We start from the raw sequence: 24969 nt of genomic DNA, 5'->3' as shown, positions 1-24969 counted from the left end.
GCGAGTTATAAATCTCACGAACAAAAATCAGTACTGAAGCATTAAATTTTGATAACAAGTCAACTTACTGTTCTTTGTGTATACCTGGAACCTCCTTCGGCATCGCTCAGGACATCGCTTTGTGGTTGATATTTAATCACAGGGAGCACAAAGATTTGCACAAAGTTCACAAAGGCAAATTCAAATCAGTACTTTACAATGAAAGGACTAAAAATTAACGTATCGCTACTAAACAAAAATCATGAATAAAATAGTATTCTTATTAATCATTTTTTCCATTACAACAATCTCCTGTAATAAAAAAACAGAACCTGAATTTTCTATCCAATTGAATTTAAATGGATTCCGGGATGGTACGGATTTCAAACTCTTGAATTTGGACAAAAATGAATTCATTGATTCGGCAAAAATTTATGATGGCAAATTAAGTTTTACCGGCAGTGTAAAAGAACCATTTAGTGCGCGAATTCAGGCAGCTAAAATTGAATCATTGGTACTCTGGATTGAGCGAGGAATGATAAAAATAAATGGCAATAATGAAAATTTCGCTTTTTCAACTATTCAAGGAACTCCTTTGAATGAAGTTTATACAAGATATCGTGATGAACAAAAAAATCTTGCTCAAAAAAGAGATAGCTTAACCACACTAATAATAAAATCCATGTCCTCTCTATCAGAAGGTTCCGAAGAAGAGTTCGGAAGATTAAATCTTCAAATAAAAGATATTGATAGTGAGATGTTTGATATCAGGGTTAGAAGCATTGTTTCAGAAGCTCCCTCATTTTACACAATCAAAGAACTGTTTTTTTTAAGGAACGATTTCAATAAAGATTCACTTGAATTATTTTTCAATAAATTTCCCGAAAAGTATCAAAATTCCAAATATGGTGAGGTTATAAAAACTTACATTCGAAATAAATCCATTACTATCGGAGATAAGTATAGAAATATTAGCGGTATGGATTCTGAAGGGAAAAACATTAAACTATCAGAATTAGATGGCAAATATGTACTATTGGATTTCTGGGCGTCCTGGTGTGTCCCATGTAGAAAGGAAAACACTAATCTGGTTAAATTATACGATAAATATAAAGAGAAAGGATTTGAAATATTCAGTTTTTCTACCGATGACAATATAAAACTATGGAAAAAGGCAAATGAAAAAGATTCCATATCCTGAACAAGCGTTATTGACAGGAATGGTAGTTATAGTAAAATGTCTGCTTTATATGATGTTATGGCTTTACCCTCTACTTTTTTGATTAATCCTGAAGGCATAATAATAGCAAAAGACCTTAGAGGAAAAAAATTGGAGGACAGATTAATACATGAACTGAATAAAGAAATGAAATCCTTTTAGTAATGATATAGCGGTATGCTACAAAGAATATTAAGAGACTGTCTAAGTTTTATCCTTTTTCACTCTTTTCGTTTTGATGTGTTATAAGCGTTTTCCAGAAATTCCATAACTTTTTTATTGACTACTTCCGGGGATTGTTCGGCAGGGTAATGCCCGGCATCTTTTACCATCAAAAACTCCACCTGGTCATTCATAACCTGCTCTAAGCCTTCTTTAACAGCAGATCCCATAGCATATTCTCCGCCAATTGCTAAAACCGGGAATGAAATTGTTTTAAATTTCCGCGATTGTAATGCCAGAATATCCTCCTCCCGGGTTCTGTAATATCCAACTGCAGCCGCCAGGTATTCCGGTTTGGAATAGGACTTCAGGTATTCATTTCTGGCTTCTTTATCCATCCCGTTTGGCCCGGCACTGGAATCCAGAAATGAACCGTAATAATAGGATTCCCTCCCTGGCACCAGTTTTTCCGCAAGTCCTTCCTCGCGGTTAAAAGGAGCATGCCAGGTGGGATAGAATTTTCTGCCGGGCAAAGGAATATTTCTGTTTACGCCGGGTAAAAGCTCTTCTTCAATTATCAATGCCCGGGTCCGGGAGGCATAATCCATAGAAATCATATACGCAATGGTTCCTCCCCAATCATGCCCGATGATAGAAAATTCGTTTATTTCCAAAACATCAATCAACTTCATGACTTCTTTGGAGAGTGTCTCTTTTTCCCAATTTCCTTTTCCCGAAGATTGGCCGCCAAGTCCCCGTAGTGTTACAGTAATCGTTCGATACCCGGCCTTATTTAATTCCGGTATATTTTTTCTCCAATGATATGAAGTAATCGGCCAGCCATGTATCAGAATTAATACCGGACCTGAGCCCTGGTCTTCAATTTCCAGAAAGGTTTCGTTTTCAATATTAATTTTCTCCATTACTGATTTTATACGATTTATTTGTACATCCGGCCCATACGGTTCCTGCCGCAACAAGGTAAGCCACATTGTGTATTGCGTCTTATTTTCCCTTCTTAAAAATTTCGATTTAATCTCTCAGCGTATTGTGCAGAGTCTTAATAAGCCATTTTTCTTTTGTTTTTACAAAAATGCATGTAAGAATGCCTTTTAAAGTATAGGTTTCATCTCCAGATCCCAATGGCTTAAACCCCGGCCATGTACTCAATGCCTGAACAACGGCCACATCCGGTTTTAGAAATTCTATTTTACCGACTTTCAACCCAAAGGTTTTGGGCTGCCCCGTTTCCATTAACATTTTGTGGATTTGTTTATGGCCGTCAATATTATCTTTGTTGTTTTTCCACCAGCCTCCTTTTCGATTGATGTAATCCACATCATCGGTAAACAGGTTTCCCCAGGAATCCATATCGTTGTTATTCCAATGAGTGACATAATCATCCAGGGCGGCTTCTATTATTTGTCTATCTGATTTTTGTCCTGCTTCCATTTGCCCGGTGTTGTTGCGTATATGAACTCGTCTGGAGTTGTTCTGTTTTATAAAGTTACATTTATATGCTAAATACAAGAATACAAAATGTTATTTTTTGAAGTTTTTTAGTTTTCAACAGCTGGCCTGATATAGTTGGACTGTGACAGCAAATTAACCGAATCCTACGGAACCCTTGCCCAGTTCCAATGCTAAAACTCCTCCTATAATCAGTATTATCCCGATTAACTGTACCGGAGTTAATGTTTCCTGGTAAAGAAAAACCCCTAATATGGCTAACGTGGAAATACCCACTGCAGCCCAGATTCCGTAGGCTACTCCTATGGCCATACCGCTCTTTAAAGACAACGACAACAGGTAATATGCCCCGACGACACCTAAAATTGCTATGGATGAAGGAAGTAGTTTGGTGAACCCGTTCGATTGCCTTGTTGCCAGTGCACCGATAATCTCCGATATAATTGCTCCGAAAAGAAATAGATATTTCATATTTGATGATTTTTTTTACAAAGCTACCTGGCTTAAAAACAATATGAAATATGGGCGGAAAGAATCCTATGGATAAATTTATCCTTATCCCTTCACAGAAAGTACACCGGATTTATTTGTAACTTTACGTTGGTAATCCTAACGGGGGACAGCTTATGTATGTAAACAAAATACCTCAGACATTTGATTATGGTGTTACCGTTACTATGAAAGTTATCGGTGGAAAATGGAAACCTTGTATCATTGATTGTATAGCTAACGGAATCAACCGGCCCACACAAATTCAAAAAGCCATTAAACAAGCTACTTTACGGGTGATAAACCAGCAACTATGTGAATTATTGGATTATGAAATTGTCTCCAAGCAGACTTTCGAAGGTTATCCGTTAAGGGTTGAGTATACCCTTACCGCGTTCGGAAAAACCCTTCTTACGGTTATTGAAGCTATGCAGAACTGGGGGGATACCCACGCTGAAAAGGTTGCCGAACTCGCTGTGAAAAGAAATGAAAATGTAGCAAATGAACTTTAGTGTGTGGATATTAATGCGACGGAAAGGAATAGGACACCCCGGATAAAAACCAAAAACACCCTGCCATTAGAATAGATGGGGATTGGATTTAATATTGATGTCAGATATTAAAAAAACTTGATTCAACGCTGCACGTGATATGACTTCTTTTGTATCAGGGCAAAAAAAAGGCTATATATTCAGGGAAGATTACACGAACAATTTATAATGATGTCCACAAATATTTATATTTACTGAGGCAGAAGCAGCTAAGTTTGAGATTGCCCTAAATAACATGTTATAATTCGTACCTTTATAAAATGCATCGGAAAAGTGAGTGTATGTAAGGCAAGGGTATGCCGGAAGATACGAACCTGTCAAATAAATCAGATATGAACAAAACAAAAATTACCAGAGAAGACGTCGTTGAAGCGGAAAACAAACTTTTTTCGGCTCAACTTGTAAGTAATGTGGACCTGCTTGACCAACTGTTACACAATGACTTAGTTGCAATTGCACCAACAGGGCAAATTATAACTAAAGAAATGGACTTAAGCTCTCATAGAGTGAAAACAATGATTATTGAAGACGCTTCAACAGTAATTGAGGACATTAAAATAACAGGCAACACTGCAATTTCCATTGTAACAATGACTGCAAAAGGAAAAATAATGGAAACACCTATAGAGGGACAGTTTAGATATTTTAGAGTTTGGAAACGTTCTGACGACACTTTGAAAGTTATCGGCGCAAGTTTTATGCAATTACCTTGACAAAAAACACGGCCTAAACAGCCTGTCTCTTTAATTTATACCATATCGGCTGTCATTTTCCCTATAATGTACTTGCGTGGCGCCTGTCTTGAGCCCTTTGACAAGCCAGGATAAACTAAAGCTGAAGGATAGCTTTGCTTTACTCATACTCTTATTATTTGAATAAAGCAGAGTTCCCAAAATTTCTCCGAAAAGTTTTCTCTCCAAAACGTCCCTTAAATTCAGGAAAAGACGATGGCTTATGAGCCTAACACTAAGGTATAATCCTTCGTCTGTTGAAAATTTTTAAATATCTCTTCGGATTTTTTCATCAGTAATTCATACTGCTTAGCACCATGACTGATACGTTTTACTCCCAGTTTTCCCAATGTTTCATAATCCGGTAATTTTGGTGTGGTAAATACATTCAGCGGCAGATCTACTTTCGTTATAAATGATTTAATATCCGTTTCTTTTTCTATCAGCGGTAAAAATATGCCGTCTGCACCCGCTGTTTTGTAGATCAGAGCCCTGGAAACCGATTCGTTAAAGCTGTCCGGATGTTTGGTTGTATACGTATCTATCCGGGCATTTATAAAAATAGCTGTGGTTGCTTTAACGGCTTTAATTTTTGCCGCCAATACTGTCGCATCACCGAGTATACGTTTACCCTCTTTTACAACGCCGTCTTCCAGGTTAATACCGGCCACACCAATATCCGCAAGTTGCTTCACATACTTTGCCACCTGCTTCGGATCGTCCGCATATCCTGCTTCAAAATCGACCGATACGGGCACTTTGGCAACAGCTACGATGTGCTTCACGACAAAAAATAAGGCCTCAAAGCTGATCTCTTCTCCATCTTTAAACCCTAAAGAGTTGGCAATGGCATGGCTGGAAGTTCCCAATGCCGTATAGCCGGCTTCCTGTGCTAATTTTGCCGTATGTGCATCCCATACGTTGGCCAATAATAATGGCGTGTCGTTTTGGTGAAGCGCTTTGAAATTACTTGCTATGCTCATAATTGTTTTTTTAGGATTAGGATATTTAGTAAGGTACTGAATATAATTGAAGAAAGCCTGTAATTAAGAAAACATTATAATTATGTGTAAGCAGAGCTATTTCTATGACCTCTGAATCATTTGAACTATAATGTACTTGCGTGGCGCCTGCCCTGAGCCCTTCGACAAGTTCAGGATAAACTAAAGCCGAAGGGTAGCTTTGCTTTACTCACGCCGTTATGTTTGTTGAAATTCTATATATTTGAAACATTTTAAACCAATTGCAGAAACATTGGGAAAGTAATGAATATGATCAAGTTGTCTGTAAGTTGAAAAAATATGGAATGAAAATTGACAGGACCTCATTTGACAAAATATATGCTTCCAAGTTTCGGACTAAATTAAAAGACAGTATCGTACCTTTCGGAAGTACATGCAGATTTGAACAAAAACAAAATATTCTGTTAAGCCTGGCCTTCATGGCTGTTTTATCGATATGGTCATTATCGGGTTGGGGGCAGATAAGCCCGCAGCAAGTGGATACCACGAGCCTTGCCAAAGATATTTTATACAAAGGGATGATACAGGATGCCGTGCGCTGGACAGACAACAAGGGAGAAAACCTGGTAATTATAACGGAAACGGGTATTTACCCCGGAAAAACTAAAGAATGTGACCGCTGTAACAATGCCGAATTGTTCGCCTATCATTTCTCGGACAGCATTGGCAATACGAAACATACCTGGAAGGTCTATGATTATGTTAAAAATTGCCCCGTAGATATAATTGCCGGTTTTATAGAACGCACATTACAAGTTACCGACCTGGACGGGAATGGCACAGGTGAAGTATGGTTGATGTATAAGACAGGCTGCCGGGGCGATATAGGGCCGGACATCGTAAAGATCATCATGTACGAGGGAAGGCAAAAGTATGCCATGCGGGGAGAAGAAACGATAAAAACCCCGAATGGAGAATCCTTCGGCGGCAGCTATGTCTTTGACAATGCCTTTGGCAACGCCCCGGAGGTTTTTAGAAAATTTGCAAAATCGATGTGGACAAAACACGGCACACGAACCTATAAATAACCCTGCTACATACACACCCCGGGTTTTTATATTTTTTTGGGTGGGGCAACCCTTATTGGTGATAAAGAGCAAAAAGAATGGCTATAATGAGCATATCGGAGAAAAAGGAGAAAAAGAGGTAGATTCCCGCCTTTATTGCCGGCAGACAGGTTTGCCCGGAGCGACGATAGGAGCGAAGTGGTAATGTGTATGGAATGGGGTGTTTAGCCCTGATTTCAAATGTAGTTTCCCGTAAATCCGGACTTTATAAAATTCTGTATATTTGAAGAAAAGAAGAGATTTATGGGCCTGAAATTAAGACACCGCTTACCATAAACGAAAACGATGAAATTTAACTACCTTTTTCTCAGCATCGTATTGCTGAATTTTCATAGCCTCGTCCTCGTAGGTCAGGTTAGTCAACAAAATTCATCAACTCCTTTGGGTTTTGCCCAACAGGATAGTTTTTATTCAGAGGCCTTAAATGAGAACCGGAAGATGCATATTTATCTTCCTGAAAGTTTCCATGAAGTATCAAATGATCATACATATCCCGTACTTCTACTTCTTGAAGATGAATTCTTTTACATGGTTTCTGGTGTGGTAAAGCATTTGAGTTCAGTAGAAAGGATGCCCGAAACGATAGTGGTCAGCATTTTGGACATGTCATATATTCCTGCTGTCTATACCAATGGAAGTACCTTTTGGCCAACGGAGAAATTAGCAGACCAAAACCCGGATCCTTTTACCAAACACCTGAAAGAAGAACTTTTTCCCTATCTCAGATCAAAATACCGCGCTAACGATTTCAGACTCATCATGGGGCTTTCTTTTACCTCCATTTATGTTCATCACACTTTTGTAAAAGAACCGGGATTGTTTGACGCTCATATTGCCATTGCTTCCGGAGATATTTTAGGTATGGGCTATACGGAAGGGGAACGTTTTATTGATTTGATTGCGGATGAAGTGAAGAATCATCCCGGTAGAAAAAACTACCTGTATGTAACCTCTGCAGATGGTGATGGCGGAGGAAACTCCCCCGAAATCGGAGAGAACCTTATCGAACTGGACAGCATTCTTTCACCCCTTGAATCGGAAAATTTTAAATATATCTCAAAACTATTTCCCGATGAGGGACACTACGATGTGGCACTTCCGGCATTGATCGAAGCTTTAGGTATGGTTTTTCCAAAAAAAGAATGGTTTGCCAGGTATCGAAACATCGTAAACGAACCGGGAAATGCCATGCATAATATGGATAAATACTATGAACGGCTATCAAAAAAATATGGCTTCCAGATTTTACCAAGAGCAGAACGATGGAATAGTGGAAATAGGCTAAGCTTGATTGGTCCTTACCTGATAAAACAAGAAAGGGTAGCGGAGGGTATAGAAATTTTAGAAAGATGCGTTGAACTACGGCCCAACTCCCCCCATTTTTTTTATGAACTTGCAAAAGCATACGAGAACGATAATCAGATAGAAAAAGCTATGGTGACATTGTCCAAAGCCTATGAGCTTTCCCGTCAACTGGAATTACCGAGTTCGGAACAATACTTGAATCACCTGGAAAAACTAAAAAAGAATGCTAACAAACAATAAGTTCCATGAGCAAACATGGGTATTGGTCACTTTTAGCCGATAAAAGTTATTTATCTGAACTACAATTACTTGCACGGTACCTTCCCTTAGCCTTTCGACAAGCTAAGGATAAACTAAACCACTATGGACTTGAAGTCCATAGGTTTTTAAATCTGACTAAAGTCAGCAGTACGTGATTACTCTAATATAAAAGCATCGCTATCATTATCTGAAGTGCGATGATGCTCCAAATATTCATTGACCATCTCATCCGTAATATTGCCTGTACTCCAACATCCAAATCCGATCGCCCAAAAATGACGACCCCAATAACGCTTCCTCAAGGAGGGAAATTCTTCTTGTAATTTCCGGGAACTGCGCCCTTTCAACTTCTTTACTAAGCCACTGATAGATTGTGAGGGACGATACTCGAGGTGCATATGAACATGATCCTTACTCACAACTCCTTTGAGAATCTGTACGCCTTCTACGTCACAAACCTGGATCAAAATGGAGCGGCAACGGCGTTGGATATCCCCCGTTAAAACGCCGAAACGATATTTAGTGCTCCACACTATGTGTACTGTTAAACGTGATACCGTATGACCATTGACTCGCTGATCTCCCATACTCAAAGATAAAAATTTTTAGAAGCTAAAGCGAGATGCACTAAAGTGCATAGGTTTGACTTTTACTGAGACCACTAAAGCCGAAGGGTGACTTTGCTTTACTCACACTCTTATTGTTTGAATAAAGCGGAGTTCGTGAAACCTAACGCAGTGGTTCAGCACAGCTAATCTCCTATCGTCGATTTGAGAAAAAAGCATCCTGCCTTTTATGATCTTCTGAAAAGTTTTCCTTTCTGAACTTCCTTAAAAATGTAATGGAACACTCCCTGCCTGCCGGCAGGCAGGTTTGCCGGGAGTGGTAGTAGGAGGGGAGGGCAATGTGTGTGGAATGGGTTATTTGGCCTAACTTTTGATGTCTTCCTCTATAATTTACGGTTGCTAAACATTTCCTTATTAATAATTCAAGTAGATGAAAACCAAAAGATTTAAAATATTGATTCTAAGTCTGGCATTTGTATTTGGTTGTGAACAAAAAAATGAGCTTAAAAAATCAGATTTTAGAGTAGTAAAAAATTATACCGATTTTGCTCATAAAATGGAAAACAATGACACTTTGAATATTGAAGTAAATTTATCAATGTGCTTGTGGGAGGAATTTGATCAAATTGAAATCACGAAAAGCAATGACAGTATATATTTACAGCTAAAAGAAAAATTTGTGATGGAAGACGATACTATCATTCGCTTTCCGAAAGTTCTCTATAAATTTAAAAACGACACCCTCAATCTGGAAAAGATGATGTTGGATTTTGACATTAACTATACCAAGAAAACAGCCAGCCCGTTTTTTATTATTACAAATCCGAAAGAGAAAGACACAATTATACTGAGATCAACGGGACTTGGTAATACAGGAATGAATATGGAACGTTATCTTAGCCTGATGTCTGAATTGTACCCCGAAGAAATGAAAAAATACAGAATGGAATATTTAACACCACTTTAAAATCAGTAGAAAATAGTGATATTACAACTGTATTTTTTTATTGGTTTATGCGAGTTTTTAATCAAATTCAGAATCATAGTATCCAAATCTTATTGTTGCTTTATGAAATATGATTTGTGTTTCAGTTTCTGTAAACTCAATATCATCGAAAAAAATTGTATAGCTAACATTATTAATTCCAGTATGTACTCTTCCTGAAAACGAAGCTCCTTCCAATTCATAATCTTCATAAATCATTCCCGTATGGAACTCCCAAGTATCGTTTTCTTCGACTAACCTTGCACTTATTCTAGCATGAGGAACATTAGTGGGGTGTGTTTTGGTATAAGGTTCAAACCCAAGAAATGTAAAAGTCATATTCGGGTTATCATTAAAAATAACGCAGTCATTGGGCTCAATAACAAAAGATTCTAGGAATTTTTTTTCCAAGCAAATAGATATTTCTTCATTATTGTCATCAATATTATTGTCATCATTATTCGAGCAACTTGTTATACATATTAATAATATCAAGTAAGATACTTTTCTCATACGTTTATTATTGATTGTAGCTAACGGTTAGGGCATACGGTCTTGTGGCAGGATATCTAAATCTCCATAACTTACTGATAAACAAATTATTAATACCGGTATATTTTTAATGGCATCTAACCCGACCACCCCAAAATACTCCTGATTTCGCCTAATTTTATTTTCACGCAACAAAACTTGCTGCATGACCTTATAAACATCATCGGAGTTTAAAATTCTTATTTTTTGTTCCTGGGTAAGACGTGCGTTCATAATTTCAAATATACGAATTGTGTTAAGTAAAAATATCTCAAAATTGAAGAATATAATGTTTTAAAGATTTTAATGCGATTTCCCGTAAATCATTTATATATTAAAATTCTATATATTTGAAAGAAGACAAGATTATCTCATTTTAAAAGACTGGAGTACTTGATTTCAAGATTCAAACAGGGTTAAATAGTGGTAGAGTACCGTACATCCATAGAAGCTATACACAAAGTTTATGATACCAATGGCAGCAGTCCGGTATTGGTTACCTGTGATGATATTGAAGATTGGGTATGTAAATACGATCAATCGGTTAATTCCCTGTTCAATGAGTTTATTGCTTCAAGATTCCTAAACCTTTGGGGGCTGTCCACCCCTCCAATGAGCTTGGTAACGGTATTACCTGAACATATACCGAATACTATGATTGGAGGCCGTTTGCAAACTCGCTTTTTTCGGAAGCATTGTTTTGGTTCAAAACTCCTTCTTCATGCAAAGGAGGTGGATGAGTTTTTTGAGATCTTTAAGAGTAACTATTATGAACTGGCCAAGATCAATTCCCGGGAAGATTTTCTAAAGATTGGCTTGTTTGATTTATGGATTTCTAATGAGGACAGGAACCACAACAACTACAACCTGATTTTGAAGCCCGAACAGGACGGAACATATACCTTTAATGCTATTGACCATGTGGCTTGCTTTAACAGTGGTGGTCTGAACATGCCTCTCTACCATCTTACTCAGGATGAAACGCTTCTGACAACAGATGCAGCCAAGATTCTATTCAGCAAGGGAGTGAAATTAAACGCAGCGTTAGACAATTTGGCCGAAGATTTGTATCTTTGTAGTAACGAATGTCATGAAAACTTGGAGGATATTTTGGCAGATCTGCCGGATTCTTGGGGCATAGATAGAGCACAAGTCAGAAACTACATTGAACAGATTTTTGATAAGAATTGGCTGCAACAGACCGAACAAATATTCAGACAATACGTACAACTTGGCATTCATTAATAGAAAAGATGAGCACATTTTATTCCATACTGTATGTTCCTATTCGTCCATCACTGGACGAGAAGGTGAGTATTGCCTTGTTTTTGAGGCAGGACAGTGAGGTCTTCTTCCATTATTCCGTTCCAAAGCTCAATATTGTCAAGCAGTTAATTCCTACTCCGGCTTTTGGTTTGTTGAAATCCTACCTGAAAAACATTGAAAGCAAAATCACGGAACTTGATGGTAAGGTTGAAAATGGAAAGCTCCGGTTAAATGATGAAAAATCGGTACGCTTCATTGAAGAAAGTTACTTCAGCTATTTGTCTCAATACTCTAATAATCTGCTTTCATTCTCAAAACCAAAGCCGATCAATCTTAAAGTAAACAAGGAACTGTTTGAAAAGCTGTTTGAGAAATATGTATTTGAATTGGAGCACCTGGAAGAAGTTGTGAAAAAGCAAACCATTTTTCAGAAAGTCAGGAAAAACCTCTATCCCAAGATTCAAACCCACGTAAATATTGACCGCCACCTGACATCAAACGAGATTCCTAATCTGTTTGCATCGACAGACGTTGATTTTATTGGTAAAAATGAAAAACCTGTTGCCGGTCATACATTCGATTTCTTTAAGAGAAATTATTTTCTTGATAATGATGTAGCAAGATTCATAGGACTTACCAAAGCATTTGAATTGAACGGCAATAACAATGGTCAGTATTACGTAATTGGAAAGGAACCCTCGAAAAAGACTCATCCGAATCAGCATAAGACCTGGAAAACTATTCATGATTCCGATTTTCTTGAATTTGTTCCGTTGAATGAAATTGAGAAGATTGACAAGTACATGAAACTACACAACGTGCAACCTTTCTTCGATGAAGAAAATATCGTTACACAAGAATAATCAATAAGGAATTAAGCCAATACGAAATACAGAACATCAAAAACAGATTGTAATTTCTATTTGACATACTATTAGGATGTATCAAAATTGGGAAACGTCCAACAGAAGCGAGAACGAATAACGGCTAAGAAATTTTACAAGGGAAAATGCGGCAGGGAAAATTTTTAGCGGTTACGGACACCCGGGCCATAACTTGCTTAAAACTTTTCACGGACAAAATATTTAGTATAGCGTAATTATCAGGCAACAGCCAAAACGTTCTGCTTTTTTAGCGCTGGCCAGGCGGCTGGAAATTACTCACATTGTTTCCATTTGTTTTTTTATAGGAGTTCGTGAATGCTTCGCATTTGTGTGTGAAAATAAATGCCTAAAGCATTTAATTTTTACAAAGCAATAGCACGTCGGCAAAGCGGCATTTTTATACTTCGATAAACTCAGCACAGGCGCCACGGCAAATTATAGTTAAAATTCCGGTCGTTCTTAAAAAGCCGAATTTGACTTTTTTCTTTAAAAGATTAAACGCTCAGGAAAGCCCGATCTTTTTGGGTAAATTACAAGATACAGGTATTTGAACTATAATTTATATTATGTAAAATAGAATATTTCGAATACTACTCTATACCTGGAATTTTAATAAGACGCATAAATTACGACAGAAAAACAACCCTCTCATAATTCGCGTATTTGAAAATTTCCGGCCATTGGTACGGAATATCAAAAATATGAGCACTATGCCAAATGACCGTAGTAATGATTATGTGAATCATTTTGTATGCAAATTTCTCAAATCCTGATTTCTTAAAATTTTCACCCTTAAAGACACTTTCTCAAAACTTGTGTATTTGAAAGTTTCCGCACAAACTATCCGGAATATGAAAATTATGCACTGGTCTATAATGTTAGATCTTTTATATCCGAAAGAATATTCCGGTTAACTCACTATCCCGGAAATTATAATTTTAGTGAACTTTCTCCTTTTCTTCTATTTTACATAATAAGGCCCCTCCCTAAAAGATTCATCCCATAAATAAGTTTGTACTCCGCATTCCATTCAACAAAAAGCCGGATGACCTTTCTTTCCAAAGATCATCCGGCTTTTCTTAAATTTTCTATCCTGTAAAAACTACGATATACGCTCTATACGTGCACCTATGGCCCGCAGGCGTTCATCTATGTGTTCGTATCCGCGGTCTATTTGTTCTATATTGTGTATTGTTGAAGTTCCTTTGGCGGAAAGCGCTGCGATCAACAAGGCTACTCCCGCCCGTATGTCCGGAGATGTCATGGTGGTTGCTTTCAGTTTGGACTGAAAATCATGGCCTATCACCGTAGCCCGGTGCGGGTCGCAGAGAATGATCTTGGCCCCCATATCTATGAGTTTATCCACGAAAAACAGGCGGCTTTCAAACATTTTCTGATGTATAAGCACACTTCCCCTGGCTTGTGTTGCTATTACCAGCACTATACTCAACAGGTCCGGGGTAAAACCGGGCCAGGGTGCATCGGCAATGGTTAGTATGGAACCGTCGATAAAACTCTGTATTTCATATCCTTCCGTATGTGCCGGAATATAAATATCATCGTCCCTTTTTTCTAGTGTAATTCCGAGTTTACGGAACACATTCGGAATTTGCCCCAGGCTTCCCCAACCGACATTTTTAATGGTCAGTTCGCTTTGCGTCATGGCGGCGAGGCCTATCCAGCTGCCTATTTCAATCATATCAGGGAGCATGGTATGCGTAGTGCCGTGCAATTTTTCCACGCCTTCAATGGTGAGCAGGTTGGAACCTACTCCGCTTATTTTGGCTCCCATGCGGTTCAGCATGTTGCAGAGTTGCTGCAAATAAGGTTCGCAAGCCGCATTGTAGATAGTAGTAGTACCTTCCGCAAGAACAGCGGCCATAACTATATTGGCCGTACCGGTCACAGAGGCTTCATCGAGCAGCATATACGTCCCGTAAAGTTTTTCGGCCTCCACACCGTAGAAATACTCTTCCCGGTTGTAGCGGAACTTCGCACCGAGCTTTATGAGTCCTTCAAAATGCGTGTCCAGTCGCCTGCGGCCTATTTTGTCCCCGCCCGGTTTAGGTATGTATCCCATGCCAAACCTGGCAAGTAAAGGGCCAACGATCATGATCGATCCCCGGAGTCCCCTGCCGTCTTCCTTAAACTGTTCCGCCTGTAAATAATCCAGATCTACATTGTCTGCCGTAAAACTATACGCTCCCTTGCCCAGTTTTTCGGTTTTCACTCCCAGGCTTCCGAGCAGGTTTATCAGTTTATTGACATCCAGTATATCGGGAATATTGTGAATGGTAACCGTTTCTTCCGTGAGTAAAACGGCACATAATATCTGTAAAGCTTCGTTTTTTGCACCTTGCGGGATGATTTCCCCTTGCAGGGCGTGACCTCCTTCTATTTTGAATATACCCATTTAAAGACCATGGTATTTAAAAAATTTCAACTCCTCCCCTTTCCGCTTACCGTAAAGAAAATAAAATTGAAATCGGGATTTGACTAATATGTTCTAGTAGCGTTTTTTATTACGGTTATTCTTCCCGTTGACGTTACTTCGGTTCTTCGGATTGGTTTTTCCGGTGCTGTGCTTGGTTTTTCCACGCATAAGATCATCACTGTCCGAAAGATCTTCGTCCCATTTGGCCAGGTTGATTTTACCATCACTCAGTTCGTAAAGATGTCCGAAAATAACATCATCCTCAACCGTGTCTTTATTCCAGTTCAGGAAGCTCTTTTTCATGTGATTGGCAATAGTGAATTTCAATCCTTCTTTCAGATCGCTATCTTCCCAGCTGTTACACACATCGATCATCCTTTTTATATTATTGCCGTAAAAACGGTATTTCGGATGGTTTTGCGGGTATTCCAGGGGTTCCGGCTTTTGCTCCAGGAGTTCTCTTTCCGGTTTCGGGTACGGGGAATCCACATCGAGCCGGAAATCGGAAATGATAAAAAGTTGATCCCAGAGTTTATGCTGAAAATCGGGAACATCCCGCAGGTGAGGGTTAAGATTTCCCATAACACCGATAATGGCCCTGGCAACCTTATTGCGCTCATCCCTGTCATCTATGGATATGGCATAATCGATCATCTTCTGTATATGCCGCCCGTATTCGGGAATTATGAGCCTCTCACGCTCTGTATTATATTCTAAATTGTCCGTCAAAATATTATAAGGTATTAAATAATTTATGTTATTGAAGTACGACTAACTATGGGGCGAAGTGAAATAACGGAGTGCAAAATACTAATTTTTTTCCAAAACCGGATTAAGATTCCTTATTATCCGACAAATAAACAACCGATAAAAAAGAATAACGGAATCCGGAATTTCTTTTTTTCCCCTCTTAGAGCATGTTTAAAAAGGATTGATTCTAGCGAACCTGCCGGCAGGCAGGAAATGATGATTTTTGTTCCAATTGAATTCTTTTTAAACATGCTCTTAAAGTGAGATTACTCCTTCTACCTCACCCACTTCTTTATATTTTTCTATCACAGCATCTGCACTTTCCATGATCAACTGAACCGAAACCGAGGTATATTTCCCGTTAGAAGATTTCTTACTGTTTATCACTGCCCCTTTGTTGTCAAAAATGTCTTCGATCCGCGTTATTTTCTCCTTGTCCGTCGGGATTATGAATTTGTATAAATAACTGGATGGCCAGGTAGTGGTATTATTCAGTTCTTCTTTTAATCTTTCGTAGAATTGCTCTTCCTTTTCCGAACCCATGTCTGAATTTCCAAATATTAAGTGTCGTATATCGCAAAGATACATCTTCTAACGGAATTTTCTCCGCTATATTACATTAAACCCAGGGCAAACGCATTAAAAAAACTTTAATTACAAACCGGAACGCCCGGGGCTTCGATACACCCATCGCTGCGCTGGGGCACTCAGCCGCTTACGCTCATGCAACTAACTGTAATTTGTAACTTGCAATTCACAACTTGTACCGGTCACAGAACAAGATTTTGAGGCCCGGGAGTAAAAAAACAGGGAATCCGGGGGGAATATATGCCCCGGAAGGCATTTTCATTTTTTAGTTACACCGGCATTTCCTTATTTTGCATCTTTTATGGAAATACTACTATCATGAGGTTAATACCCGTCATAGGTTTGGAACAGACCGAAAGTCCGTTTGGCCACGGGTACAGGAATGATGGTAAAATAAGATTATTAGGTTATTCCATCCGTTAGGAAACACCTAATAACCCATTAACTAAATAACCCAATAACTATCGGAAACAGGGTTTTAAACCCGCAAACCGAGACCAATAAAATACGGTGAATACGAAGAAGATTGTAATAACAGGTGGACCCGGAACGGGAAAATCATCTGTATTGGATGAATTTACCCGGAGAGGACACACCTGTTTTCCGGAAATATCGAGACAGGTCACGGCCGAAGCACAGGAACAAGGTATAGATCAACTATTCCTGACGGAGCCTTTGTTGTTCAGTACCAAACTGCTGGAAGGGCGAAAAAAGCAATTTACGGATGCCGGAGCGCTCGGTATCGAAAGGGTTTTTATAGACCGCGGCGTGCCCGATGTCCTGGCCTATATGGACTATGCAGGTTCGTCCTATCCGGATTTTTTCAGGGAAGTGTGCCGGCATTGTAAATATGATGAAGTATTTTTACTCCCTCCGTGGGAAGCTATTTATGTGTCTGATAAGGAACGCTATGAAGATTTTAAACAGGCCGAGGCCATTCACCGTTTTATAAAAGCTACGTATAAAAATTACGGATACAACTTTATAGAAGTCCCTACGGGGCCCATACCCTACAGGGCGGATTTTATACTGGAACACCTGGAAATGATCCTCCGCAAATGAGCAGATAAAGAGATTGCCGGGAGTGCATTTTTCCGGCATTTCAAAATAAATACGGGAGATAACCCGAAAATACAACCTTAAAACCCGGCGCTACGATAGAACCGCTTCAAATATTGAACAAGTACTGGGGGTTCGACTCCTTCCGGCATCCGCAAAGGCAGATCATCAATGCTTTACTGGACGGACAGGACGCTCTTGCGCTCCTTCCTACAGGCGGTGGAAAGTCTGTTTGTTTCCAGGTCCCCGCACTGGCCAGGGAAGGCATTTGTATTGTGGTGTCTCCCCTGGTGGCCCTTATCAGCGACCAGGTAGAAAACCTCAGAGCCAAAGGCATTAAAACCGCGGCCCTGGCAGGAGGATTAAAATACGACGAAGTAGACAGTATACTGGACAACTGTATTTACGGGAATTATAAATTTCTCTATCTCTCCCCGGAACGACTGCAACAGGAAATAGTCCTGGAAAGGATCCGGCAGATGCCCGTAAACCTGGTTGCTATCGATGAAGCACATTGCATCTCCCAGTGGGGTAACGATTTCCGTCCCGCTTACCGCAACTGTGCCATACTGAAAGAGATGTTTCCGCAGGTACCAACAGTAGCCCTTACAGCATCTGCAACGGCAAAAGTTGTAGACGATATACTGGAAAACCTGCAGATAAAGGAGGCTACCGTGTTCCGGAAGTCCTTTGCACGCACCAATATCGCCTATATGGTCTTCGAAGAAGAAGACAAACTGTACAGGCTCAAACAAATACTGCGTAAAAACAGGGATTCGTCTATCGTATACGTCCGCAACCGCAAAGCCACATCGGAAATAGCGGCGCATCTCAATGCCAATAATATCACCGCCGATTATTACCACGGCGGAATCACCGCCGAAGAGAAAAGCGATAAACTTCGCCGGTGGCTGAACAACACCACACAGGTAATGGTGGCCACCAACGCTTTCGGCATGGGGATTGACAAGCCGGATGTAAAAACAGTTATCCACATGCACCTGCCGGAAAATATGGAAAGCTATTACCAGGAAGCAGGCAGAGCAGGCAGAAACGGGGAAAAAGCGTTTGCCGTGATCCTCAAAAACAGCCAGGACGAACAACACCTGAAAAAACAGTTCCTGGATAACCTGCCCGATGTCGCTTTTATTAAACTACTGTACAAAAAACTGAACAACTATTTTCAGATATCTTATGGCGAAGGAGAAAACACTACCTTTTCCTTTAACTTCAACCATTTTTGCTCTACCTACCATCTAAACCCGGTACTTACGTACAACGCACTTAAACTGCTGGACCGCAATTCGGTTATCTCGCTTTCCGAACAATTCGAAAGGAAAACCACCGTACAATTCACAGTAACCAATCACCGGTTATTTCAGTACATGGACAAAAACCAGCGTTCGGAACACATAATCCAGGCTATCCTCCGTACATATGGCGGTATATTTGATAACGAAATCAAGGTGAACCCGCAACTGATAGCCCAAAAAACCGCTTCGGAAGAAAAAAGGGTGATCGCGGTGCTGGAACAACTGGCTAAAGACGAAATCATTTCCTATAACGCGGAACACACGGACGCCCGTATTACCTTTCTCGTGCCGCGTGAAGATGATATTACCATAAACATCATTGCCAAGGGCATTAAAAAACAGAATAAACAGAAATACGAACAGGTAGACTCGGTTATCCGGTATATAGAAGACGATAAAACCTGCAAAAGTATCCGGATACTTTCGTATTTCGACGAAAATAACGGTACGGACTGTGGTATATGCTCCGTGTGCATCCGTAAAAAACAAAACGGTATTTCCGGTGAAGTACTAAAGATCATTGAAGAAGAAACCGTGAAAGCCCTCAGGCAAAAAGGTATGACCTCGAGAGAACTGACGGAAATACTTACCTTCAAAGAAAAATATGTGCTGGATGTTTTAAAGAAACTTCTGGAAGCCGGAAAGATACGTATAAACGATAAAAACGAATACGAAGTTAACCAGTCCGGAGTATCCGGATAGCGACTAAACATCCTGTAAAATACTATAAAAGAGTTTCGGCGCAGACGCCGTAGTATTTCAAATCTCACTTAGTGAGTAAAACAAGGGATATGAATACGCTAAGGTGTATTCCCGAACTTCAAATCTAATATCAAGAACAATGAGAAACTTGAGAATTGTATTTATGGGAACTCCCGATTTTGCCGTGGGAACCCTAAAGAAACTGGTAGAAAACGATTATAATATAGTAGGTGTTATTACCGCCCCGGACAAACCTGCGGGCAGAGGCAGAAAAATTCAGGAGTCTGCCGTAAAAATATACGCCGCATCACAAAATCTTAACATCCTGCAGCCCGAAAACTTAAAGGATGAACAATTTCTTTCCGGGTTGCAGTCTCTGGAAGCCAACCTGCAGGTGGTTGTCGCTTTTCGCATGCTTCCCCGTGCCGTATGGCAAATGCCCCGGTACGGTACCTTTAATCTCCATGCTTCACTCCTCCCCGACTACCGGGGAGCCGCTCCCATCAACAGGGCTGTTATGAACGGCGAAACGGTTACGGGGGTAACCACATTTTTTATCGATGACAAGATAGATACCGGCGAAATCATTATGCAAACGAAAACCAATATTGGTCCCGAAGAAAATGCAGGAGACCTGCACGACAAACTGATGGATGCCGGAGCCGGACTCGTACTTGCTACTGTACGGCAGATAGAAGCAGGTGAAGTGGTAACCCAAAAACAGGAAGAACCGGAAATACTGAAAACAGCCAACAAGATACATAAGGATACCTGTAAGATAAACTGGAACGGAAACATCGACGAAATTTACAATCATATACGCGGACTTAGTCCCTATCCTGGAGCATGGACCATACTTACCGATGGAGAAAAGGAAGACCAGGTAAAAATATTCCGTGCAGAAAAAGAAAAAACAGGGCACTCCGAACCTGCCGGAAAGGTCATTACCGGAAAGAACGAAGTGAAAATTGCCGTTAAAGACGGGTTCATACGGCTGCTGGAAATCCAGCTTCCCGGAAAACGAAAAATGCACATTACCGATGTACTTAACGGATATGCTTTCGGACCGGAAGCCAATGTAAGCTAAGGGCTTATAATTACTGGGCTCAGCAAATGCAAAGAAAAAAGCTACACTTTATCAACAATTTTCCGAAGTTATTAACAAAAAAAGGGATTTCCCCTTATTTTACTTGCGTTATAATGAAATCCGTATAAATTTGTGTAACCATTTTAAAAACGATGTTTAACCAACAATTAATTTTTTAAATTCTTATATTATGAACAAAACAGAATTAATTGATGCCATGGCTGCTGATGCCGGTATCACCAAAGCCGCGGCCAAGAAGGCCCTGGAGTCTTTCCTGGGAAGTATTGAAAAAACCCTAAAAAAGGGAGATAAAGTGTCTTTGGTAGGCTTCGGTTCATGGTCAGTTTCTAAAAGAGCTGCCAGAGAAGGGAGAAATCCGCAAACTGGAAAAACCATCAAAATTGCTGCTAAAAAAGTAGTTAAATTTAAAGCGGGAGCTGAACTTAGCAAAGCGGTTAATTAGTCATCTCCTTTTTTAAAATAAATGCTAAACACCTGTAAAAGCAGGTGTTTTTTTATATCTCAATCTCAATTTCTCCAAACTTATATTTGTTTTTATCTTTTTTTTCTTTAGATTTAAAGAAACAAAATGCCTATGATTGCTCTTAAGCCACAAAAAGGACATTTACTGATCGCCGAACCTTCTATCATAGGGGATGTTTCTTTTAACCGGTCCGTAGTCCTGCTAGCAGAACACAATGACGAAGGGTCTATTGGTTTTATTCTCAATAAACCTCTCTCCTTTCGCCTGAACGAACTCATTCCGGAAGTTGTCAAATCCTTTAAAATTTACAACGGAGGTCCCGTAGAACAGGATAATCTTTATTTTATCCATAAAGTGCCGCAACTCATCACCAATAGCATCGAAATATCCAACGGGATCTACTGGGGAGGTGATTTTGAGGTCATAGTGGATCAGATAAACAACGGCGGAATTAAAAATTCCGATATAAAATTCTTCCTGGGATATTCCGGTTGGGAGACGCTCCAACTCGAAAAGGAATTACAATCCAACTCCTGGATCGTGTCGGAAAACACATACAAAAGCAGTGTCATCCGCAAATCGGCTTCTTCCTTCTGGAAGGAAAAAATGGTGGAATTCGGAGGGGATTACCTTTTATGGTCCAATGCCCCCGAAAATCCTAATCTCAACTGATTACCGAAAGCAAGTTACTACCCCCCTGCTTTATTGTTGTTAAGTTAATTAGGTTACCGGGTTATTGAGTGTTGACTTGATAACCGGACTATGGTCATTTCCCTAACCTCCGGATTTGCAGCCCGCAGTGGTTTAATTACCGCCGCCAAGGCGTACCTGCAGGTTTAATTTTCCGAGAAGGTCCCTGCTTACATTCGTTTGGAATTGCTTTTTCCTGTAGTTGGTTACCGGACGTATTCCCGTAATCGTATTTGTGATAAACAACTCATCTGCCTTTTGTAATTCAAACGGAGAAACGGAAGCTTCCTCCACGGCATATCCCTCCAGTTTGGACAGTATTTTTAACAGCTGTTTTCGCAATATCCCGTTAATACAGCCGTCTTCCGGCGGAGGTGTTTTAATCGTATTGCCCTTAACCAAAAAGATATTCCCGTTAACCGCCTCTACGACACTTTTCTTTTCGTTGAGGAGAAGGCAATTGTCGTAACCGTTTTCTTCGGCGTAAATCGCCGCCAGAACATTAATAATCCTGTTGTTTGTTTTTAATGTAGATAATAAACCGGAATTCACCCAATGGTCCTTAAAGAGTTCTACCGTACAGGTTTCCCCACTCAGCGTATAAAAGGGACTATCCAGTTCACGTACTTCAATAATATAAGCCACGTTTCCGGATTCCGGCAGATACAGTCCTCCCCCTTCACGGTGCACCCCCAGCCTTACCCTCACTGCCTTGCCCGACATGGCATTGGCCTCGAGAGTTTTCTTTATCTCATTCTCCAGATACTCCATGGTAAAGTTCATCGGGATCTCCATGCGGAGAATCCGCATAGAGGCCATAAACCTTAAATAGTGTTCTTCCCAAAAGAATATCTTCGAATTTACTACCCGTATGGTCTCAAAAAGCGCGTCTCCATAGCGCAATCCCCGGTTTTCCTGGTTTAAGAAGTGTGATGTGGAAGGCAGTAAATCGCCGTTGAAATTGATCATAAAAAAAGCCCTGAAAATTTATTCAGGGCAAATATACTGGTAAAAACATAAATAACCTTACGCAGAACCCAGAACGTGCTTCAGATCGGAGACTTGGTTTTCCCACAGCATTTTTGCTTCGTCAAGCTCGTCTTCTTCGATAAAATCGGTGATCATAAGCGATACGTCCTTGGTAATCTCATCTACTACGATCTTAAATTCGAAAAAGGCATCATCTTCGGCCGAAAGCCATTTGAACTTCACGGATTCCCCGCTTTTTTTCCGCACCATTTTAGCCTGTTCTTCGCTGTCGTCCCATATAAACGTATATATTTCTCCCCGGGAATTCACATTATCGGCAAACCATTCGGACAATCCTGATGGTGTGGAGATATATTGATACAAGAGCTGGGGCGAAGAATGTATTTGAAATTCAAGTTCGTATTTTATTTTATCCTGCATATCTGTTCCGTTTTTAAAGAATGACAATATAATTATTTCTTACAAAAAACCTAACCGAAAATGATAAAATATTTTTTTTTCATTATGTGTTTGCCGTACCCGATTTTGTTTCTATATTTGCAGCCGCAAAGGCAGTTTTGCCGCTACTTCAGCGAAAAAGCGGTCTTTAAAAAATGGCGAGGTAGCTCAGGTGGTTAGAGCGCAGGATTCATAACCCTGAGGTCACGGGTTCAAATCCCGTCTTCGCTACCCAGTAAAATCAAGGCTTTCAAGAAATTGAAGGCCTTTTTTTATGCTCAAATTTTTCCTTGGGTACAACATAGGTACAACATTGTGTTAAAGCTTAAATTTTAACATTTCTAAGTCCTGTTTACTTTCATTTGAGGCCATAGCTCATTAAATATAATGATCACAAATAGATATTTATATACTTTCCAGATTTACCAAAAGGATCAAGAAACAGAATGCCTTTGGTTGGTCATAGTACTGGGGGGAATTAAACCATAGAACAACGGCTTGGGGAACTTTAAAAAGCTAAGGAACTCCCGCCCAGGTGGATAGAAATTTTTATCACATGTTAATTGGAGAGGGGCTGAAATATAAGGAAATCACCGAAAAACTCAATATTTCCGTAAAAACGGTCGAAAATCGGATGGGAATGGCTTTTGCGCTGATCCCGGAGATGGTGAAGTTGTGATGTTCTTAGTAGTACGATAAGGAATTTGGTTGGAAAAATTGCTTTGATTTTTTATGTAATAAGCTTTTAGTGGCAGGATGACTCCACGCCACTATTTTGTATTATATATCAGAATTTTACATAATTAAAAATAATCTCCGAATTGCTTCCGGTAATGTAAATGAACCTCAATGAAAGATGAAATCCTTCCGGTTTCGTAAAGTAATGGCTTTACTGTAAAATTGAATCCTGAAATATGGCATATAGTGACAAACTTAAGATGGACAAACTTAAGATGGACAAACTTAAGATGGACAAAATAAGAAAGACAAAAAAACAGACTCTTAAAATGGAGAAAATCTTTTTTGGTACGACTTCCTCCGGGAATGATTCGCCATTATACAAGGGATGAAATATGTGTTCCGCGTATTGGACCGCCAAGGAATGTCGTGTATCCGTATCTGCATATAAAAATATTAATCCGCATAGAATGCAAAGCGCAGTCGATATAATCGTGACTATGAAAATAACTTGCTCTAATTGCGTTTTTGAGGATCCATCTTTCAAAGCTATGATTAAACCAAAAACTGTTGCGATAATCGTCAGTGTATGTTTTACCCATTCATATTCTCTTTCATTTCTTTTCTCCATTATTTGTTGGAGTTTCCTTGTAGCTTGTTGAAGTGATTTAAACTTTTTTTAAAAATATAAAAGGGTTGAAGATATTTGTGTTGCGAAACATACAATTATCAAAACCAACCCTTTATGTACTCTGTACTTGACAAAGATACGATAGAATTGGAAATAGTGCCATACATACCTAAGACTCATCGAGGATTTGCTCCGACGGTTCCATTGGTTGAGATTGTTAACGCCATCCTTTACAAGCTCAAAACGGGTGTCCAGTGGCATCAATTGCCTGTAAAAGCCCTTTTCGACAGTAAAGTGCTCAGTTGGCAATCCGTTTACTACCATTACCGGAAATGGTGCCTGTGCGGGTTTTGGAAGGACTGTTGGGTAATCTTCCTGAACCGGCATAAATCAAAACTCGACCTTTCCAGTGTGGACCTGGATGGTAGTCATACCTGGGCCATCAGGGGTGGGGAACAAGTAGAATACCAAGCCCGTAAGAAACATAAAACCACCAATGCTCTGTACCTTAGTGAAAGGCAGGGACTACCTTTAGCTATGTCCGAACCCGTGGCAGGCAACCATAACGACCTGTATAACATCGAGGTGCAATTTGAAGTGGTCACTGGTACGTTGAAAGATGCTGAGTTGAGCATAG

At 39.8% G+C, this 24969-nt stretch carries 27 protein-coding genes and 1 tRNA gene; 16 read left to right on the top strand and 12 right to left on the bottom strand.

Translation table 11 applies throughout. The annotated features are described in order from the left end of the window. Nucleotides 1-241 precede the first annotated feature (241 nt). Nucleotides 242-1180: a redoxin domain-containing protein gene (locus ACVBDU_RS19370; RefSeq protein ID WP_447181366.1), complete on the top strand. Its 939-nt coding sequence runs from the start codon at nucleotides 242-244 to the stop codon at nucleotides 1178-1180. Between the two features lie 239 nt (nucleotides 1181-1419). On the opposite strand, the gene ACVBDU_RS19365 is transcribed toward ACVBDU_RS19370, so the two are convergent. The 3 genes from ACVBDU_RS19365 to ACVBDU_RS19355 all read right to left on the bottom strand — a co-directional run bounded on the left by ACVBDU_RS19365 (nucleotide 1420) and on the right by ACVBDU_RS19355 (nucleotide 3301). Beyond that, nucleotides 1420-2283 carry an alpha/beta fold hydrolase gene (locus ACVBDU_RS19365; protein ID WP_447181365.1) on the bottom strand — a complete coding sequence of 288 codons (864 nt, stop codon included), beginning with the start codon at nucleotides 2281-2283 and terminating at the stop codon, nucleotides 1420-1422. Between the two features lie 109 nt (nucleotides 2284-2392). Next, a complete protein-coding gene (locus tag ACVBDU_RS19360; RefSeq protein ID WP_447181364.1) occupies nucleotides 2393-2812 on the bottom strand; it encodes an SgcJ/EcaC family oxidoreductase in 420 nt (139 codons plus the stop codon). 153 nt (nucleotides 2813-2965) lie between these two features. Next, complete coding sequence (locus ACVBDU_RS19355) at nucleotides 2966-3301, bottom strand: DMT family transporter (protein ID WP_447181363.1); 336 nt, start codon at nucleotides 3299-3301, stop codon at nucleotides 2966-2968. A 155-nt stretch (nucleotides 3302-3456) separates the two neighbouring features. Here ACVBDU_RS19355 and ACVBDU_RS19350 point away from each other — a divergent pair, with 155 nt between their 5' ends. Further along, complete coding sequence (locus ACVBDU_RS19350) at nucleotides 3457-3831, top strand: winged helix-turn-helix transcriptional regulator (RefSeq protein WP_447181362.1); 375 nt, start codon at nucleotides 3457-3459, stop codon at nucleotides 3829-3831. A gap of 371 nt (nucleotides 3832-4202) precedes the next feature. Beyond that, entirely contained in the window at nucleotides 4203-4583 is a 381-nt protein-coding gene (locus ACVBDU_RS19345; RefSeq protein ID WP_447181361.1) for a nuclear transport factor 2 family protein, read from the top strand. 239 nt (nucleotides 4584-4822) lie between these two features. On the opposite strand, the gene ACVBDU_RS19340 is transcribed toward ACVBDU_RS19345, so the two are convergent. Then, entirely contained in the window at nucleotides 4823-5584 is a 762-nt protein-coding gene (locus ACVBDU_RS19340) for an isocitrate lyase/PEP mutase family protein (protein ID WP_447181360.1), read from the bottom strand. Nucleotides 5585-5907: 323 nt separating this feature from the next. Between ACVBDU_RS19340 and ACVBDU_RS19335 the strand changes: the two genes are divergently transcribed. Both ACVBDU_RS19335 and ACVBDU_RS19330 read left to right on the top strand, forming a co-directional pair. Then, on the top strand, nucleotides 5908-6651 hold the full coding sequence (locus ACVBDU_RS19335; protein ID WP_447181359.1) for a M949_RS01915 family surface polysaccharide biosynthesis protein: 744 nt from the start codon (nucleotides 5908-5910) through the stop codon (nucleotides 6649-6651). A 324-nt stretch (nucleotides 6652-6975) separates the two neighbouring features. After that, the gene (locus tag ACVBDU_RS19330) at nucleotides 6976-8235 is read left to right on the top strand and encodes an alpha/beta hydrolase (RefSeq protein ID WP_447181358.1); all 1260 of its coding nucleotides are present in this window, start codon (nucleotides 6976-6978) and stop codon (nucleotides 8233-8235) included. A gap of 176 nt (nucleotides 8236-8411) precedes the next feature. On the opposite strand, the gene tnpA is transcribed toward ACVBDU_RS19330, so the two are convergent. Then, nucleotides 8412-8843, bottom strand: coding sequence for an IS200/IS605 family transposase (gene tnpA / locus ACVBDU_RS19325; protein ID WP_447181357.1), 432 nt, complete (start codon nucleotides 8841-8843; stop codon nucleotides 8412-8414). 409 nt (nucleotides 8844-9252) lie between these two features. Here tnpA and ACVBDU_RS19320 point away from each other — a divergent pair, with 409 nt between their 5' ends. Further along, nucleotides 9253-9789, top strand: a complete 537-nt coding sequence (locus ACVBDU_RS19320) for a hypothetical protein (protein WP_447181356.1) — start codon at nucleotides 9253-9255, stop codon at nucleotides 9787-9789. 57 nt (nucleotides 9790-9846) lie between these two features. Here the strand turns inward: ACVBDU_RS19320 and ACVBDU_RS19315 are convergent, their stop codons facing one another. Together ACVBDU_RS19315 and ACVBDU_RS19310 are read right to left on the bottom strand one after the other, a co-directional pair. Further along, nucleotides 9847-10320: a hypothetical protein gene (locus tag ACVBDU_RS19315; RefSeq protein ID WP_447181355.1), complete on the bottom strand. Its 474-nt coding sequence runs from the start codon at nucleotides 10318-10320 to the stop codon at nucleotides 9847-9849. A 27-nt stretch (nucleotides 10321-10347) separates the two neighbouring features. Beyond that, the gene (locus ACVBDU_RS19310; protein ID WP_447181354.1) at nucleotides 10348-10572 is read right to left on the bottom strand and encodes a hypothetical protein; all 225 of its coding nucleotides are present in this window, start codon (nucleotides 10570-10572) and stop codon (nucleotides 10348-10350) included. 189 nt (nucleotides 10573-10761) lie between these two features. Here ACVBDU_RS19310 and ACVBDU_RS19305 point away from each other — a divergent pair, with 189 nt between their 5' ends. Both ACVBDU_RS19305 and ACVBDU_RS19300 read left to right on the top strand, forming a co-directional pair. Further along, nucleotides 10762-11583, top strand: a complete 822-nt coding sequence (locus ACVBDU_RS19305; RefSeq protein WP_447181353.1) for a HipA family kinase — start codon at nucleotides 10762-10764, stop codon at nucleotides 11581-11583. Between the two features lie 8 nt (nucleotides 11584-11591). Beyond that, complete coding sequence (locus ACVBDU_RS19300) at nucleotides 11592-12467, top strand: hypothetical protein (protein ID WP_447181352.1); 876 nt, start codon at nucleotides 11592-11594, stop codon at nucleotides 12465-12467. A 1123-nt stretch (nucleotides 12468-13590) separates the two neighbouring features. Here ACVBDU_RS19300 and murA read toward each other — a convergent pair. The 3 genes from murA to ACVBDU_RS19285 form a co-directional block, all read right to left on the bottom strand. Then, a complete protein-coding gene (gene murA / locus ACVBDU_RS19295; RefSeq protein WP_447181351.1) occupies nucleotides 13591-14901 on the bottom strand; it encodes a UDP-N-acetylglucosamine 1-carboxyvinyltransferase in 1311 nt (436 codons plus the stop codon). Between the two features lie 93 nt (nucleotides 14902-14994). Further along, a complete protein-coding gene (locus tag ACVBDU_RS19290) occupies nucleotides 14995-15651 on the bottom strand; it encodes a DUF4290 domain-containing protein (RefSeq protein WP_447181350.1) in 657 nt (218 codons plus the stop codon). 276 nt (nucleotides 15652-15927) lie between these two features. After that, nucleotides 15928-16215: a DUF493 family protein gene (locus ACVBDU_RS19285; RefSeq protein WP_447181349.1), complete on the bottom strand. Its 288-nt coding sequence runs from the start codon at nucleotides 16213-16215 to the stop codon at nucleotides 15928-15930. A 555-nt stretch (nucleotides 16216-16770) separates the two neighbouring features. Between ACVBDU_RS19285 and ACVBDU_RS19280 the strand changes: the two genes are divergently transcribed. The 5 genes from ACVBDU_RS19280 to ACVBDU_RS19260 all read left to right on the top strand — a co-directional run bounded on the left by ACVBDU_RS19280 (nucleotide 16771) and on the right by ACVBDU_RS19260 (nucleotide 21577). After that, the gene (locus tag ACVBDU_RS19280; protein ID WP_447181348.1) at nucleotides 16771-17322 is read left to right on the top strand and encodes an AAA family ATPase; all 552 of its coding nucleotides are present in this window, start codon (nucleotides 16771-16773) and stop codon (nucleotides 17320-17322) included. Nucleotides 17323-17435: 113 nt separating this feature from the next. Beyond that, entirely contained in the window at nucleotides 17436-19334 is a 1899-nt protein-coding gene (locus ACVBDU_RS19275; protein ID WP_447181347.1) for a RecQ family ATP-dependent DNA helicase, read from the top strand. A gap of 139 nt (nucleotides 19335-19473) precedes the next feature. Then, the gene (fmt, locus tag ACVBDU_RS19270) at nucleotides 19474-20421 is read left to right on the top strand and encodes a methionyl-tRNA formyltransferase (RefSeq protein ID WP_447181346.1); all 948 of its coding nucleotides are present in this window, start codon (nucleotides 19474-19476) and stop codon (nucleotides 20419-20421) included. A gap of 190 nt (nucleotides 20422-20611) precedes the next feature. After that, the gene (locus tag ACVBDU_RS19265) at nucleotides 20612-20884 is read left to right on the top strand and encodes an HU family DNA-binding protein (protein ID WP_123214684.1); all 273 of its coding nucleotides are present in this window, start codon (nucleotides 20612-20614) and stop codon (nucleotides 20882-20884) included. A gap of 132 nt (nucleotides 20885-21016) precedes the next feature. Next, a complete protein-coding gene (locus ACVBDU_RS19260) occupies nucleotides 21017-21577 on the top strand; it encodes a YqgE/AlgH family protein (protein WP_447181345.1) in 561 nt (186 codons plus the stop codon). Between the two features lie 132 nt (nucleotides 21578-21709). Here the strand turns inward: ACVBDU_RS19260 and ACVBDU_RS19255 are convergent, their stop codons facing one another. Further along, complete coding sequence (locus ACVBDU_RS19255) at nucleotides 21710-22564, bottom strand: aminotransferase class IV (protein ID WP_447181344.1); 855 nt, start codon at nucleotides 22562-22564, stop codon at nucleotides 21710-21712. A 57-nt stretch (nucleotides 22565-22621) separates the two neighbouring features. Then, nucleotides 22622-23005, bottom strand: a complete 384-nt coding sequence (locus ACVBDU_RS19250) for an START-like domain-containing protein (protein ID WP_447181343.1) — start codon at nucleotides 23003-23005, stop codon at nucleotides 22622-22624. A 175-nt stretch (nucleotides 23006-23180) separates the two neighbouring features. Between ACVBDU_RS19250 and ACVBDU_RS19245 the strand changes: the two genes are divergently transcribed. The 3 genes from ACVBDU_RS19245 to ACVBDU_RS19235 form a co-directional block, all read left to right on the top strand. Then, nucleotides 23181-23254: transfer RNA gene (locus ACVBDU_RS19245), tRNA-Met, on the top strand. Between the two features lie 325 nt (nucleotides 23255-23579). Continuing rightward, complete coding sequence (locus tag ACVBDU_RS19240; RefSeq protein ID WP_447181342.1) at nucleotides 23580-23702, top strand: sigma factor-like helix-turn-helix DNA-binding protein; 123 nt, start codon at nucleotides 23580-23582, stop codon at nucleotides 23700-23702. Nucleotides 23703-24446: 744 nt separating this feature from the next. Then, the coding region (locus tag ACVBDU_RS19235; protein ID WP_447181341.1) for a transposase at nucleotides 24447-24969 on the top strand (523 nt) is incomplete at its 3' end.

This window comes from Sinomicrobium endophyticum (assembly GCF_052983315.1).
The sequence above is the reverse complement of the archived record's forward strand: the minus strand, read 5'-3'. Positions and strand labels throughout refer to the sequence as shown.

Excerpts from the sequence above, each read along its gene's own strand:
- ACVBDU_RS19370 (WP_447181366.1), top strand. The coding sequence starts at position 242 with ATGAATAAAATAGTATTCTTATTAATCATTTTTTCCATTACAACAATC.
- ACVBDU_RS19365 (WP_447181365.1), bottom strand. The coding sequence starts at position 2,283 with ATGGAGAAAATTAATATTGAAAACGAAACCTTTCTGGAAATTGAAGAC.
- ACVBDU_RS19360 (WP_447181364.1), bottom strand. The coding sequence starts at position 2,812 with ATGGAAGCAGGACAAAAATCAGATAGACAAATAATAGAAGCCGCCCTG.
- ACVBDU_RS19355 (WP_447181363.1), bottom strand. The coding sequence starts at position 3,301 with ATGAAATATCTATTTCTTTTCGGAGCAATTATATCGGAGATTATCGGT.
- ACVBDU_RS19350 (WP_447181362.1), top strand. The coding sequence starts at position 3,457 with ATGTATGTAAACAAAATACCTCAGACATTTGATTATGGTGTTACCGTT.
- ACVBDU_RS19345 (WP_447181361.1), top strand. The coding sequence starts at position 4,203 with ATGAACAAAACAAAAATTACCAGAGAAGACGTCGTTGAAGCGGAAAAC.
- ACVBDU_RS19340 (WP_447181360.1), bottom strand. The coding sequence starts at position 5,584 with ATGAGCATAGCAAGTAATTTCAAAGCGCTTCACCAAAACGACACGCCA.
- ACVBDU_RS19335 (WP_447181359.1), top strand. The coding sequence starts at position 5,908 with ATGAAAATTGACAGGACCTCATTTGACAAAATATATGCTTCCAAGTTT.
- ACVBDU_RS19330 (WP_447181358.1), top strand. The coding sequence starts at position 6,976 with ATGAAATTTAACTACCTTTTTCTCAGCATCGTATTGCTGAATTTTCAT.
- tnpA (WP_447181357.1), bottom strand. The coding sequence starts at position 8,843 with ATGGGAGATCAGCGAGTCAATGGTCATACGGTATCACGTTTAACAGTA.
- ACVBDU_RS19320 (WP_447181356.1), top strand. The coding sequence starts at position 9,253 with ATGAAAACCAAAAGATTTAAAATATTGATTCTAAGTCTGGCATTTGTA.
- ACVBDU_RS19315 (WP_447181355.1), bottom strand. The coding sequence starts at position 10,320 with ATGAGAAAAGTATCTTACTTGATATTATTAATATGTATAACAAGTTGC.
- ACVBDU_RS19310 (WP_447181354.1), bottom strand. The coding sequence starts at position 10,572 with ATGAACGCACGTCTTACCCAGGAACAAAAAATAAGAATTTTAAACTCC.
- ACVBDU_RS19300 (WP_447181352.1), top strand. The coding sequence starts at position 11,592 with ATGAGCACATTTTATTCCATACTGTATGTTCCTATTCGTCCATCACTG.
- murA (WP_447181351.1), bottom strand. The coding sequence starts at position 14,901 with ATGGGTATATTCAAAATAGAAGGAGGTCACGCCCTGCAAGGGGAAATC.
- ACVBDU_RS19285 (WP_447181349.1), bottom strand. The coding sequence starts at position 16,215 with ATGGGTTCGGAAAAGGAAGAGCAATTCTACGAAAGATTAAAAGAAGAA.
- fmt (WP_447181346.1), top strand. The coding sequence starts at position 19,474 with ATGAGAAACTTGAGAATTGTATTTATGGGAACTCCCGATTTTGCCGTG.
- ACVBDU_RS19265 (WP_123214684.1), top strand. The coding sequence starts at position 20,612 with ATGAACAAAACAGAATTAATTGATGCCATGGCTGCTGATGCCGGTATC.
- ACVBDU_RS19260 (WP_447181345.1), top strand. The coding sequence starts at position 21,017 with ATGATTGCTCTTAAGCCACAAAAAGGACATTTACTGATCGCCGAACCT.
- ACVBDU_RS19255 (WP_447181344.1), bottom strand. The coding sequence starts at position 22,564 with ATGATCAATTTCAACGGCGATTTACTGCCTTCCACATCACACTTCTTA.
- ACVBDU_RS19250 (WP_447181343.1), bottom strand. The coding sequence starts at position 23,005 with ATGCAGGATAAAATAAAATACGAACTTGAATTTCAAATACATTCTTCG.
- ACVBDU_RS19240 (WP_447181342.1), top strand. The coding sequence starts at position 23,580 with ATGTTAATTGGAGAGGGGCTGAAATATAAGGAAATCACCGAAAAACTC.